12 protein-coding genes and 1 pseudogene are annotated in these 12,319 nt (G+C 63.4%); 4 read left to right on the top strand and 9 right to left on the bottom strand.

From position 1 onward, the window contains the following. The first annotated feature begins 73 nt into the window (after nt 1-73). Nucleotides 74-820: a winged helix-turn-helix domain-containing protein gene (locus ACTJLD_RS12560; RefSeq protein WP_440658895.1), complete on the top strand. Its 747-nt coding sequence runs from the start codon at nt 74-76 to the stop codon at nt 818-820. Between the two features lie 343 nt (nt 821-1,163). Further along, nucleotides 1,164-1,598 carry an arsenic resistance N-acetyltransferase ArsN2 gene (gene arsN2, locus ACTJLD_RS12555; RefSeq protein ID WP_226253392.1) on the top strand — a complete coding sequence of 145 codons (435 nt, stop codon included), beginning with the start codon at nt 1,164-1,166 and terminating at the stop codon, nt 1,596-1,598. Between the two features lie 30 nt (nt 1,599-1,628). On the opposite strand, the pseudogene ACTJLD_RS12550 reads toward arsN2, so the two are convergent. Next, nucleotides 1,629-1,817, bottom strand: a pseudogene (locus ACTJLD_RS12550) (IS5/IS1182 family transposase); the annotation flags it as partial. A gap of 127 nt (nt 1,818-1,944) precedes the next feature. Here ACTJLD_RS12550 and ACTJLD_RS12545 point away from each other — a divergent pair. Continuing rightward, nucleotides 1,945-2,886, top strand: coding sequence for a hypothetical protein (locus ACTJLD_RS12545; RefSeq protein ID WP_060371983.1), 942 nt, complete (start codon nt 1,945-1,947; stop codon nt 2,884-2,886). Next, nucleotides 2,883-3,572 carry a hypothetical protein gene (locus tag ACTJLD_RS12540; protein WP_059694787.1) on the top strand — a complete coding sequence of 230 codons (690 nt, stop codon included), beginning with the start codon at nt 2,883-2,885 and terminating at the stop codon, nt 3,570-3,572. The genes ACTJLD_RS12545 and ACTJLD_RS12540 overlap by 4 nt, the downstream gene beginning before the upstream one ends. Nucleotides 3,573-4,321: 749 nt before the next feature. Here the strand turns inward: ACTJLD_RS12540 and ACTJLD_RS12535 are convergent. The 8 genes from ACTJLD_RS12535 to ACTJLD_RS12500 form a co-directional block, all read right to left on the bottom strand. Then, nucleotides 4,322-5,587 (bottom strand): dienelactone hydrolase family protein, encoded by a 1,266-nt coding sequence (locus ACTJLD_RS12535; protein WP_060359066.1) that lies wholly within the window; start codon nt 5,585-5,587, stop codon nt 4,322-4,324. 49 nt (nt 5,588-5,636) lie between these two features. Beyond that, nucleotides 5,637-6,485, bottom strand: a complete 849-nt coding sequence (locus tag ACTJLD_RS12530; RefSeq protein WP_440658893.1) for an SDR family oxidoreductase — start codon at nt 6,483-6,485, stop codon at nt 5,637-5,639. Continuing rightward, complete coding sequence (locus ACTJLD_RS12525; RefSeq protein ID WP_440658892.1) at nt 6,482-7,120, bottom strand: cysteine hydrolase family protein; 639 nt, start codon at nt 7,118-7,120, stop codon at nt 6,482-6,484. Before ACTJLD_RS12525 ends, ACTJLD_RS12530 begins: the two co-directional genes overlap by 4 nt. Next, nucleotides 7,117-7,653: an aromatic-ring-hydroxylating dioxygenase subunit beta gene (locus ACTJLD_RS12520; protein ID WP_059694795.1), complete on the bottom strand. Its 537-nt coding sequence runs from the start codon at nt 7,651-7,653 to the stop codon at nt 7,117-7,119. Before ACTJLD_RS12520 ends, ACTJLD_RS12525 begins: the two co-directional genes overlap by 4 nt. Continuing rightward, nucleotides 7,653-8,990: an aromatic ring-hydroxylating dioxygenase subunit alpha gene (locus ACTJLD_RS12515; RefSeq protein WP_440658890.1), complete on the bottom strand. Its 1,338-nt coding sequence runs from the start codon at nt 8,988-8,990 to the stop codon at nt 7,653-7,655. The genes ACTJLD_RS12520 and ACTJLD_RS12515 overlap by 1 nt, the downstream gene beginning before the upstream one ends. Before the next feature lie 22 nt (nt 8,991-9,012). After that, complete coding sequence (locus tag ACTJLD_RS12510) at nt 9,013-9,972, bottom strand: PDR/VanB family oxidoreductase (protein ID WP_440658889.1); 960 nt, start codon at nt 9,970-9,972, stop codon at nt 9,013-9,015. Between the two features lie 102 nt (nt 9,973-10,074). Beyond that, nucleotides 10,075-11,058 carry an anthranilate 1,2-dioxygenase regulatory protein AndR gene (andR, locus tag ACTJLD_RS12505; RefSeq protein WP_059694801.1) on the bottom strand — a complete coding sequence of 328 codons (984 nt, stop codon included), beginning with the start codon at nt 11,056-11,058 and terminating at the stop codon, nt 10,075-10,077. Nucleotides 11,059-11,526: 468 nt separating this feature from the next. Continuing rightward, nucleotides 11,527-12,249, bottom strand: coding sequence for an SMI1/KNR4 family protein (locus tag ACTJLD_RS12500; protein ID WP_060170869.1), 723 nt, complete (start codon nt 12,247-12,249; stop codon nt 11,527-11,529). Between the last annotated feature and the right edge of the window lie 70 nt (nt 12,250-12,319).

Genomic DNA, 12,319 nt, shown 5'->3' with positions numbered 1-12,319 from the left:
CCGTTGCGGCCGGAAGGCGGGCCGGCGTGACGTCGCGATTCGCCGTGCGGGCCGTCGTGCTGGACGATTTTCCATGGCCACCCACGTTCTCGTCGTAGAGCCCGATCCGCGCATGCGTGACCGGATCCGCGCGCTCCTGCGCGGCTGCCAGATCGCCACGTCGGCGCTCGACGATGCGTCGCGGCTGCTGGCGCACGTGACGGCCACGCCGCCCACCCTGATCGTGATGCGGGTCGAACGGCCGGCCACGACGTTTTACATGGCGCTCGGTGCGCTGCGGCGCGCCGGTCACGACATGCCGGTGATCGTGATCAGCCGCGACGCGCAGGTGGTCGACAAGGTCGTTGCGCTCGAAATCGGCGCGGATGACTATCTGGTGGAGCCGTTCGACCCGATGGAACTGATCGCACGCGTGCGCAGCGCGGTGCGTCGCTACGCGCCGAACCGTCCCGCGCCGGTGCGCGAGCCGGTGAACCCCGAATCGTACGCATTTGGCGACATCGAGGTGAATTTCATCACGCGGCGCGCCACCCGCGCGGGACAGGACCTCGGGCTGCGTGCCAGCGAATTCGCGCTGCTCGCACTGTTCATCTCGCAGCCGATGCGCGTCCTGTCGCGTGCGGAGATTCTCGCGCTCCTGGGGCTGAGCGTGGCCGGGCGCTCCGAGCGCGGGCTCGACGTGCTGATCTTCCGGCTGCGCAACCTGGTCGAGCAGGCGGTCGGCGATTATCGCTACATCCGTACCGTGCGCGGGAAGGGCTACATTTTCGTGCCGCTCGGCGCGCTGGCGGACGATGTGGATGGGTCCCGGCATGCTTGAGCCGTGTGCGGCCCTGCAGATCGCCATTCTTTTCGAATTCGTCACACCACGCCTTGAGAGAATGCTTCGCTGGGTAGCCCAACGGGCGAATGGTCGGCTTGATGCGCTTCCCGCGTTTCAAGTGCAGATTGACCGACCGCATGCGCTCTTCGCATGAATACATGGCCTACAGTATCGAGTACGGTATAGGCGAGGTCGGCTCGGGGGTGTCAGGATTTCCGTGTTCAAGGCGGGTGGAGCCCCAGGTCAGCCCCTCTTCTTGGAGGCCAGTTCAAAACCCGGCGGGGGAACCACTTACTTTTCCGGCAAGCTGTTACTTTTGGTTGCCTGAATCGATAAGGACATGAAGATGAATATTCGTGAAGCGCAACCAAACGACCTCGATTCGATTAGAAAGCTGCTCGAGGAGAACCAACTGCCGATCGCTGACGTTACCGCTCCGCTCCTGGACGATTTTCTCGTAGCGGTTGGCCCGGGTCTCGTGGGAGTGGTAGGACTTGAGCGATTTGGGAGCAATGCGTTGCTACGGTCGCTCGTTGTTGCCGGTGACGGTCGCTCTCGCGGACTAGGCCAAGAACTGGTCGAGAAAATGGAGAAGAGGGCGAGAGCGACGGGTGTCTCATCGCTGTGGCTGCTGACAAACTCTGCGACGGAGTTTTTTCAGGGTGCGGGATATACGACAGTTCACCGGAATGAGGTTCCGACAGTGGTCAAAGGAAGCAGAGAGTTCGCCGAACTTTGTCCAGCTAGTGCCGTTTGCATGTGCAAGCACCTGTGACACATGCCGCTTTTGCTGTAATAGGTTAGATCAAGCAGGTTGCGCCGTGCGCCTCAAAATGTTCCAGCAGACGAGAGCGCAGCTACATTTCAAGAACGCTTCGTGAATGTCGGCTCGGCGATCGAACCGAATGCGCAGACGCCGGAAGTTGTGGAGCCACGAGTGAGTCCGTTCCACTACCCAGCTGAATTTGCCCGGACCGCTGCCATGAAGCGATCGAATAACGACGCCCTGTGTAAAAATCGCTGCATCCTGCGCGGTGTGTGAATCGCGTCTCGCTTCCGGGAGACCGATTTGTTTGAGTCAGGCCACCTTGACGACGTCTTCAAACCAGAATGATTTCTGAATGTCCCTCGTATCGATGACAAAAATTACCGAATGGGCTGCCGGACTGACGCTTTCCATTGCTCCGTGGTTGGCCTCCACCGCATTCGCTCAGGCGACAGACACCCAGGTACAGGAAGGCATCATTGGCGGTCAGGCTGTACAACTGATCCTGCGTCTCGACAATCACGGCCCCAGCCTGAGCGGCTACGTATTCGAACAGAACGGCGGCCTGCTGTTGCCCCTGGAGGAAACGCCGCTGGCGGATAGTCCGGAGGCGGCTCCCGATCTGTCGATTGACGTAACTGATGCGAAGGGTCAGCCGTTCGCGATGTTGATGCTGCGTTCTTTCCGCTGGACGGATCATAAGCTGGCCGGAGACTGGGTGGACCTGAGAAGCCGGGTCCGCACCGCGTTCCAGTTCAAGCAGACGGCCATGTTCGGGAGCGGCTATGCCGCCGTGGCCTACGATGGCGATCTGCTGCAGGTCGGGAAAAGTGGTCCGTATCTGTTCCGCGTACACGCGCACAAGGCTCGTGGCGAATTTGGCGGCCTGGTGGATCGAATCGATGTCTACGATCGCGCCAGTGGCAGCAAGATTCAGACACTGGATCACCTGCAGCTGGACTTCAACTACACCGACACGCTGGAGTTCGACGATTACAACGGAGACGGGCATACGGACTTCCGTGCATCCCGGCTCGCTATCGACGGCAGCGGCAATCGCTCCACGGGCAGCCGGAGCTACTTCCTGTTTCTGAACGGCCAGTTTCGCGACTTCACGCCGCTCGACAAGCTGGAAGAGGATGGAACGCCCTGGTTCCTGCCCCACGGCCGGATCGACGTCCGGCAGGAGTCCAACATCGACTATCGCAACCGTGTCGCGACCTGGAACCACTACCGGTTCACGTCGCCCGGGACACTGACATTTACCGGCAGCACCCAGGGGCCAATGAACCGATGATCAAGCACCTTAAAGCCGTCGTGGCATTGTCGGGCCTGACCTTGTCGGGACTCGGCGCACCGGCCGCCCAAGCCGCTTCCCTGTTTCAAGGGACCATTGGAAAGCAACCCGTTACGTTGTACCTGTCCCTCGTCAATACCGTGACCACGGGGGTCTATTTCTACGACCGGCACCGCACCCCCATCCGGCTCAAGCCCACGATCTCCCATACGTCGGGGGACACCCACATCGATGAGCTCGACGCCGACGGGCTGCCGGCCGCCCGGCTCGCACTGCCGAGCGATATCAATCCGCCCAAGTCGTACGATGGCACCTGGGTCAGTTACCGCACCGGACAGAAACTGCCCATCCATTTGAACCTCGTCGCCTACAGCGCATACGGCGCCGAGCCGGTTCCGATACTTCAGGCGGCATCCACGGATCGCTGGTATTTCGTCATTCCATCGATCGCCACGCTCGATCGCGTGATCGAGGTGCGGGACAAGAAAACCGGCGATCTCGTCCAGGCGCTGACCCCCGCTCATGGTGCGTTGTGCGATTGGGGCATCGATACGGTGAAGGTGAAAAAGGACGGACCTGCGCCGGAGTTGAGCGTGGCGGGGGTAACGGTCGAAAACGGCGCGTGTGTGGGGGCCGCATTCGCGTGGGATCCTCAAAAGCAGGCATTTCGGGAAGTGCGTCCGTAACTCGGGTCCGGGGAGCAAAGGAACAACCAACTCACTTAAGCGGGCATGTTGCCCGTCAGGCAAGCGATAGCGGGATTTGTCGGCGGAGGGCATTGCATTCCCACATGCGGAGCCTGTCCGTAAGAGGGCCGGGCAACGAACGCCACTCCATCGTGTGCGATCCATCAGCGACGCCCCTCGGCACAACTCGCGCCATATGCTGAGCATTCGGAGAGGTTGCGCAGAGCACTGCTCACGATAAGGCAGCTAGCGACGTCCCATTGAAGGATCGGGACGTTTGATCATTGGCATGGCAAGCGCCGCACTTGCGCAGTTCGGCGTGCGGTCGAGCGGCCAGCGTAGCCATGCGCTTTTGCCGGCAGGCAGCGGCGGCGCTCAGGCTGCGGGGGCATGGCCTCGGCCAGTGGGTTGATCATTGGATTCTTGGTATTCGACATGCTTGAGCCTCCCTCACAAAGAAGCCCGCAAGCTTGCCGATGGCGAGTGACGCGATAATTACGATTGCATTACTTGCAAATTACAAAAATGCTTCGCGCATTGGCGCGTTGCTGCGCTTTACGTGAAGGCTCCTGTGAGCATGCTTCCCATAGGGCGCTCCGTTGTACGGAAGCCATGACCGAATCCGTTTTCCAGGTGCACCGCCGTCCTTGGCGGTATGCGGGAGCCATTTTCTCGAGCTTCGATCGGGCTGAAAATTCCAGGGCAGGTCAGGTCTTGTTCGGCGTTGGCGAGGGCCTGCCCATGGATGTTCAGACGCGGTGCTTCTTTCCGATAACAATGTCATACCCGGATCGGGCCGGTTCGCTCTCGCGCCAGCGTGCCATCAGCGTATTCGACGGCAACGTCTCGTCGCGCAGCTTGCGTGCGACGTCGACGCCGGCGACCGGTAACCCGTGTGGATCGAGCAACCCGAGCTGCACGAGCACGCTCGCCTGGTCCCAGTAGATGTGTTCGTTGTAGAGCTTGGGCCCGCGGAATGCGACGACGACAACCATCGGAATCTCCACACGCTTGCCGGTCGGTGCGACGCCGGGCAGCAACCAGTCGATCTCCCGGTCGTGCGTAAACGTCAGGATGAATTCGTCCACCATGCGATCGACGCCGACCACGCGAGAGATCGGCGCCATCGCCATGTCAGCCGGATTGTTGTGGACGAAATGGTGCGTGTAGAAGCGCTTCAGTTCCGTGTACCCGGTGCCGCCCGTCATGGTCGGCACGTGATTCACGTACGGCTCGGGCACCATCGTCCGCATCGTCTCCTCGGGATCGCGCGCGGCGAACTCCAGATGGAAGTGGTGATCGGCGAGTGCACCCAGGTCGTAGTCGGGGCCGAGCACCTTGCGAAACACCGCGAGGCTGCGCGTATGCGCGGACATCGCCGCCGCCTTGACGAAGGTCGGGCCGTTACGGCTGAATGCGTGGCCGGCGCCCTCGTAGACGTAAAGCTTCGCGTTCGGCTTGCCGTCCAGCGCCGCGCGTATCGCCGTCACGGTCTCGGGCGGATTGAGCGGATCGTCGGCGCCGAAATGCAGCGCGAGCGGGCACGCGATGCGCTCGGCCAGTTCGAGCGACTGCTCGATGCCGACGCCGTAATAGCCGACCGCACAATCGACGTCGCCCTGGGCCGCGGCGAGCCAGGCGAGCTTGCCGCCGAGACAGAAGCCGAGCACGCCGACCCGGCCGGTCGATTCGGGCAACGTGCGCGCATGGGCAACGGTCGCGCGGATATCGTCGACGGCGCCGGCCACATCGAGGCGCGTGTAATAGTCGAATGCTTTGGCATGGTCGGCTTCGCCGTAACCGAGTTCGATGTTCGAGCCGAACGGGTGGAACAGGTCCGGTGCAATGACGACATAGCCCTCGGCCGCATAGAGATCCGCCACTTCGCGGATCTCGGCGTTCACGCCGAATATTTCTTGCAGCAATACGATGACCGGGCCACGGCCGGCTTCCGGCAGTGCGAGATAGGCGTCGAACGCCGTGTCGCCCCGAACTATTCTGATGTGCTTCGTCATGGATGAAGTCCCGATGGAGTGGGGGGAGGAATGCGAGCCGAACGGTTCGCTACTGCGCTGCGTGCCGCTCGAACCATTCGCGCGGCGAGCGACCCTGATCCGGCCCCAGGATAGAAAAACCGCCGTCGACGGGTACGTCGATGCCGGTGAGCCACGATGCATCGTCCGAGCAGAGAAACGCGACGATGCGCCCGATCTCGTCACCGCGACCGACGCGGCCCAGGACGTGCAGCGGCCGGCCGACGCGGTCCGCGACATCGACCGACCCGCCCGCGAGCTGTTCCAGCGATGGCGACCACGTCCAGGCCGGCGATACGCTGATTGCCCGCAGGTCGCGCGGCGCCAGATCCACGGCGAGGTTGCGCGTCAGTTGCAGCAACGCTGCCTTCGACGCCGGATACAGTGCGCGCCCGGCCGCGCCGAACTTGCCGCCCACGCTGCCGAGGTTGACGATCACGCCGCGTCGCCGCAGATGCGGCGCGGCTTTCTGTGCCAGGATCGCCGCCGACACGAGATTGACGTCGAGCAGGCGCGACCATTGTTCGCGCGTCGACGCGAGGCCTGCGTCGTCGTAGCTGCACGCATTGTTCACGACGATGTCGAGGCCGCCGAAGACGGTAAGGGCGGTCGCGATCGCGCTGTCGAGTTGTGCGTCGTCGGTGACGTCGGTGCGTGCGAAGCGCGCCGATGCGCCGATCGAAGCGGCCAGCGCGTGTCCCGCATCGACATCGAGCCCGGCGATCAACACGCCAACGCCTTCGTTCGCGAGGGCGCGCGCAATGTCGGCGCCGAGCCCCTGCGTCGCGCCGGTGACGATCGCGACCTTGCCCGCGAGACGCGCGTGCGTGCTGGCCGGACTCGTCTGCGAGGACGATTCGGGAGAAGGCGAAACGTTCATGCGCCCTCCGTTTGCGGCGCGCAGCTGAACAACTCGGCCACACTGGAAATGCCCGCGATCAAGCGCATCGACTCTATCGATGCATCGTGCTGTCGACGATCCGCGCACGCGCAGGCATCAGCCGCGACGGTCACGCGATAGCCGAGATCGGCGGCATGGCGGACAGTCATTTCAACGGTCGAATGCGTGGCGACGCCTGCGACGATCAGGTGACGCACGTCGTGCGCGGCGAGGATCCGTTCCAGCGGCGTACCGATGAAGCCGCTCGTACATTGATGATGGATGACATGGTCGAGCGCGCGCGCCGGATCGGGTTCGAGCGTCGGGTAAAACTGCGCGCCCCAGCTGCCGTCGCGCAACGCACCAAGCTCGGCCGTGCGCACGAAAATCGGCGCATTGCGCGGCAAGTCCGCGTAATCCTCGCGGAAGGCGATGCGGACATGCGCGATCGGCAAGCCGAGCCCGCGCGCGCCGGCGATCAGCGCGCGGGCCGCGTCGAGCACCGCCGCGCGGCCGGGCTGGTCCGCGTCGAAGCCGACGCGAATCTTGCCGCGCGGATCGAGCACGTCGTTCTGGTAATGCAGCGCGATCACGGCGGTGCGCGCAAGCGGTATCGGCAGCGATGCGGCGTTCACACGAATACCTCCAGGTTCGCGAGCGCATCGGTCGAGTTGATGAGATCGACGCGCTTCAGATAGATCTTCCAGTCCGGGCCGCTCGTATCGAGCTTGTGCGTGACGAGCCCGGCGAGCGTGCGCTGCCCGATCCGCCATTCGTTGACGATCTGTGTCGAGTGGACCACCAGCCGGCCGGCCGCATCGCGGCCGTCGACGATCACGTTGCCGACGACGCGCGCGGTGCGCGTCGACGGCTGCTGCGACCAGTTGCGCCGGTTCGTCACGCGGGCCGCGCGCACTTCGCGCAGCGTCGCATCCTCCCAGAAGAGCGAGATATGGTCGCGCGGATTGGCTTGGCCCGGCTCGTGCGGCAGCCAGTACATCCCGTCGGGCGTCCACGTGTCGAGCCAAGCGTCGAATGCGCGCGTGTCGAGCAGCCGCGCCTCGCGAAACAGAAACTGTGCCGCCTGCGCGTGCAGCGCGGCGTCGAAGGCGAGGGCAGGGGCGTCGACCACGACGGTCGACAGATCGAAAGCCGGATCGTGCAGCATCAGGCGTCTCCTTCGCGCGTGCGCGCCGTTGGGGCGGCCTCGTCGACCATGAAGCGTTTCCACGCGGCGAACTGGTTGCGCATCGGCAATTCGCTGGTGCCGTTGATCGACACGAAGCCGTCGTCCGTCGCGCGATCCGTGCCCGCGTAGCGATGCATGCTCACCCACTCGCCGCCGCGGGTCTGGTTGCCTTCCTGGCAGCGCGCGTAAACTTCGACGTCGTCGGGCATCACGTTCGACGACGGCGAATTGATCACGTTCGCGTAGGTCAACGCCCGGTCGAACACGGCATCGGGCGCGCCTTTCAGGCGAAACAGCTGGATTTCGACCAGCGTCCGGTCCACCGCAATCGGACGAATCACGCGGAACTGCTGAAACACCGTATGCGGGGAACCGCTGCCGTAGATCACGGTATTGTGGCGGTTCATGCCGAGAATCCCGCGTGCGCGTTCTTCGCCGTAAACCTCCGCGAGCACCGCGAAATGCGCGCTCGACACCGAATCGCGTTCGGCAGCCGCCGGGTCGAAAATACCTTCCATGTAGCCGTGGCCGTATGCGTACGCGCGCAATTCCAGTTTTTCCCAGAATTCGTACGGCTCGCCGTTCCCGTCCATGATGAGCAGCTCGAACGGCATCGCGCCCATCTCCGCGGCCTGCGCGCGGGCCGACACCACCGACGATTCGTGGGTGACCGGCGCATGCATCGTGTCATGCAGGTTCTCGTAGAACACCTTCCAGTTCGAGCGCTGCAGAACGCGGAACACACCCCCCGTGACTTCGACCTCGCCGACCGGGGAGCGGTCGCACAGGTTGTCGATCGACGACACGACGCCGTTCAGGAAGGTCCGCAGATCCGGGCCATCGTTGCTCTGGCTGGCGAATACGAAGCCGCGATAGCTGTCCACGCGCGCGACGCGGCGCATCGAGAAATCCGGATGCTTCGGGTCGAAGCAGGTGTTCTGCAGGCCGTTGCGCAGCGGCGCAGACAGGTGCGTGCCGTCGTGCCTGAACGTCCATGCATGATATGGACACCGGAAGAACTTCCCGACCGAGCCGTCGCCGTCGGGTACGACTTTCGCCCCCTTGTGCGGACACCGGTTGTAGATCACGTGGATCGTGCCGTCGGATGCGCGCACCATCACGACGTCCTGGTCGCCGATGCGCGTCGTGTGATAGTCGCCGGCCGTCTTGACCTGGCTCTCGTGGCCGACGTAGATCCACACGCGGCCGTAGATCCGCTCCATTTCCAGCGCGAAGATCGCCGGATCGGTATAGAGGCGCTTGTGCACGCTGTCGGGCCGCACCAGCCCGGCCAGTGTCTCGTTGGTAACGCTCATGGGGGTACCTCGAAGGGAAGGGTCAAAGATCCAGCACGAGATGCGCGCCATGCGCGCGCGACACGCATGGACAGAACGTGCCGCTCGCGTGGTCGTCGTCGCTCAGGCAGATGTCGCGGTGATCGGGGTCGCCGTCGAGCAAGCGCACCGCGCACACGCCGCAATCGCCGCGCCGGCAGTCGTAGAGCGGATTGAGGCCGGCTTCGATCATCGCGTCGAGAATCGACGTGCCGGGTGGCACGTTCAGCACGTGCCCCGAACCGGCGAGACGCACTTCGACCGTGGCGTCTTCCACCGTCGCGACCGGCGCGGCAAAGCGTTCGCAATGCAGCGCGTCGTCGCCCCAGCCGAGATGCCGCGCGGCCGCGAGCGTCGCCTCGATGAGCCCGGCGGGGCCGCACACGTACAGATGCGTACCGCTCTCGGGCGCGCCGATCGCGTCGGCCAGCGGCAGGCCGCGCGACGGTTCGCCGTCGTCGAACCAGCATGTCGCACCCGGTAGCGCGGCGACCTCGTCGCGATAGGCCATCGACATCGCGTCGCGCGCGGCGTAGTGCAGCGTGAACCGCCGCCCGCTGCTCGTCAGTTCGCGCGTCATTGCGAGAATCGGCGTAATGCCGATGCCGCCGGCCACGAGCAAGTGCCGGCGTGCGTCCGTGACGAGCGGAAAATCGTTCCGGGGCGGATCGATGTCGAATTCGTCGCCGGGCGCACAGGCGTGCATCCACTGCGAACCGCCGCTTCCGGCTGCTTCGCGCAGCACCGCGATTTCGTAACGGTCAATCGAATCGGCGCTGCCGCCGGCGTTCACGAGCGAATACGCGCGCCGTCGCGAACGAGGGGAGAGCGGCACGTGCACGCCGATGTGCGCGCCGGCGGCGAACCCGGGTAGCGGGCCGCCATCGGCGGCGACGAGATGCAATCGGCGGATTGCGGGCGTCAGTGCATCGATGCGCTCGACGCGGATTCTGAGCAGGGACATCCAGCGGCTCCGTTGAATTCAGAGGAGTCCACTGTATGCGGGCGAATGTGCCGAGAATATCCGGCGATCGCAGCGCCTGTCCGGCGCGCGCAGAATTTTCGCTCAGGCGGCGGACTGGCGCGCGCGCCGCAACGTATCCGACGGCGATTCTCCGAACGTTTCGCGGTACAGGGCGGCGAATCGGCCCAGATTCGCGAAGCCGCAACAGAGCGCCACGTCGGCCACGCGATCGGTGTCGCGGCCTTGCCGCAATCGGTCGCGTGCGTGTTCGAGACGACGTTCGCGGACCAGCTGCATCGGGCTGCCGCGCGAAAAGCGTTGAAACCCGTCGAGCAGCGTGCGCACGGGCACGCCGGCCGCCAGCGCGATATCAGCCAGCGTGATCGGCTCGCACGCGTGCTCGGCGATATAGGCTTCCGCGCGCTTGACCGTGCGCGGCACGAGCGCCGTTCCGCCGGATCGCGCCTGGCAGTGATGCGGCTGGCCGGCGAGCAGGAGCGAGATCACGAGCCGCTCGAATTCGAGCGCGATGCGGCGGTCGCGCTGCGCGAGCGCGACGGTCTCCGGCGACGATGTCATGACGCGCAACTGCATCAGCCACGGCAAGAGTTCGGAGCGGGAAAGGTCGAGCACCGGCTCGATCTGCAGATGGTCGTAGCCGGTGTGAGACAGGATCGCGTGCTTGTCGACGCGCACGAAGAACTGCTCGCAGTCGCGAGAGAACGTGGCACCGAAATGGCTGGCCGGGCTCACGATGACACCCTGCGCCGGCCCGACGATCATGCGCCGGCCGCCGACGCTCACGTCCGCATAGCCGCCGAGGCTCAGGATCGCGAGATAGTAATCCTCGATTTCGCCGGCATCGACGCCCATCGCGACGTCGTAACCGATCGTGCCGAACCCGACACTGTCGATCCGCACGTAGTCCATGTACGCGGAATAGCCGCCGCGCGAGCTGCCCGGGATGAGTCGATGCGGCTGCAGCACCGCGGCGATCCGTTCCCGCGTGTCGTCGATATCGACCGACTCGAAATAGCGGTATCGACGGAGCTGGGTCGGCTCGATCGGCAAGGAAGCATTGGACATGGCGAATCTTCTTTGCGTATGCGGGGAAACCCGGGGCGCGATGTCGGACGATCGCCGCGGTGTTCCGGGTCACGTCCACTGTACACGTTTGCAGCAAGGTCAATAAAACGGCCAGTAACGGCTTCTGGATACTTGCGGGAATTGGACAGGCGGCCGTGTGCGGTTGCGTTTACCGGCTGGATGGTGAGCGGAGGTCGAATAGCTTACGCGGCCCCAAACGCGACATCTGAACTTGGGACCTACACACAAACTACCGATAATTCACGTTATGTAAAATTAAAGAATCGCCCGCCGCCCTAAGAAGGTTCGCGACGATCTTGAACTCCCAATTTGTTGCCCATTCGAGCACGTCAACCGATCGAATTGGTTCCACATGGTCACGTCTAGTTGCATTCCAAGCCGTTCTGAACTTGTTCGACTGGCTTCGCTTCCGGACTTGGCCCGCGTGGTGACCTTGCCCTGCGGCCCTCACGGGTACGGATCGGCATTCTCCAGAAAAATGCCGAGCCAAGTGTTCATGGCTGGCCAAAAGTCCACAAAATCAGGCTCCGTAGGCCTTTCATGCCAATAGATAAGCCCGGACGCAATGCCGTCGTTGCTGCGAGCAGCAAAGTTCAAGCACAAATAGTCACCCGCCCCGTTGTGGAAAACCGTGATGACCTGTTGAGGATCAACTGGCATCCGGGCTATGGTGTCGAGGCTCAGATCGAACTGATTCGCCGAAAGCGGACACCAATCGCGTAGCGGTAGCGGTCCCATTGCGTTAGAAGCGAGAAAAGTCCAGCCATCGTGGACCTCAGAGTAAAACCGCCGCAGGTCTCGTGGCACCGATTGCCAAACGCCACAAAGCTGCTCGGGTACGGCCTCTTGGGCTGGAAGGCGACCTTCGAAGAAGTTGATATCTCCTCGATCGGCGGTATAGACGTACAGAAGAGATGGTGATTCGCTCTGGAACAGGATCAGCACATCTTGCAACCGGGTTCGCACGAAGTGCTCGACTGACGGGACATTGGCCACGAATCCCCTCAAACCTTCAAGCACAGCGTCTCGCTTGGTACGAGGATTGCACTGCAGGATGTTCAACCACGACTCGGGCACGTTGGCTCGCGACGGCACTTCGTTCGGCGTAGTCGCAAGCTTCGGTGAGTCGATGAACCATTCCAGTTTGGCGAGCACCGCTTTCTTGTCCATTTCTCGAACGCTCCTTTCTATGCCCATCGTCTTCTGCTTTGCTGCGCTTTGGGTTTCCACAACGGTCGCT

The organism is Burkholderia sp. 22088 (assembly GCF_052045915.1).
Taxonomy (GTDB): Bacteria; Pseudomonadota; Gammaproteobacteria; order Burkholderiales; family Burkholderiaceae; genus Burkholderia; species Burkholderia cepacia.
Note: the sequence above shows the minus strand (reverse complement) of the source record. Positions and strands in the feature narration are given on the sequence as shown.

Excerpts from the sequence above, each read along its gene's own strand:
- ACTJLD_RS12500 (WP_060170869.1), bottom strand. The coding sequence starts at position 12,249 with ATGGACAAGAAAGCGGTGCTCGCCAAACTGGAATGGTTCATCGACTCA.
- ACTJLD_RS12510 (WP_440658889.1), bottom strand. The coding sequence starts at position 9,972 with ATGTCCCTGCTCAGAATCCGCGTCGAGCGCATCGATGCACTGACGCCC.
- ACTJLD_RS12520 (WP_059694795.1), bottom strand. The coding sequence starts at position 7,653 with ATGCTGCACGATCCGGCTTTCGATCTGTCGACCGTCGTGGTCGACGCC.
- ACTJLD_RS12540 (WP_059694787.1), top strand. The coding sequence starts at position 2,883 with ATGATCAAGCACCTTAAAGCCGTCGTGGCATTGTCGGGCCTGACCTTG.
- andR (WP_059694801.1), bottom strand. The coding sequence starts at position 11,058 with ATGTCCAATGCTTCCTTGCCGATCGAGCCGACCCAGCTCCGTCGATAC.
- arsN2 (WP_226253392.1), top strand. The coding sequence starts at position 1,164 with ATGAAGATGAATATTCGTGAAGCGCAACCAAACGACCTCGATTCGATT.
- ACTJLD_RS12560 (WP_440658895.1), top strand. The coding sequence starts at position 74 with ATGGCCACCCACGTTCTCGTCGTAGAGCCCGATCCGCGCATGCGTGAC.
- ACTJLD_RS12545 (WP_060371983.1), top strand. The coding sequence starts at position 1,945 with ATGTCCCTCGTATCGATGACAAAAATTACCGAATGGGCTGCCGGACTG.
- ACTJLD_RS12530 (WP_440658893.1), bottom strand. The coding sequence starts at position 6,485 with ATGAACGTTTCGCCTTCTCCCGAATCGTCCTCGCAGACGAGTCCGGCC.
- ACTJLD_RS12535 (WP_060359066.1), bottom strand. The coding sequence starts at position 5,587 with ATGACGAAGCACATCAGAATAGTTCGGGGCGACACGGCGTTCGACGCC.
- ACTJLD_RS12515 (WP_440658890.1), bottom strand. The coding sequence starts at position 8,990 with ATGAGCGTTACCAACGAGACACTGGCCGGGCTGGTGCGGCCCGACAGC.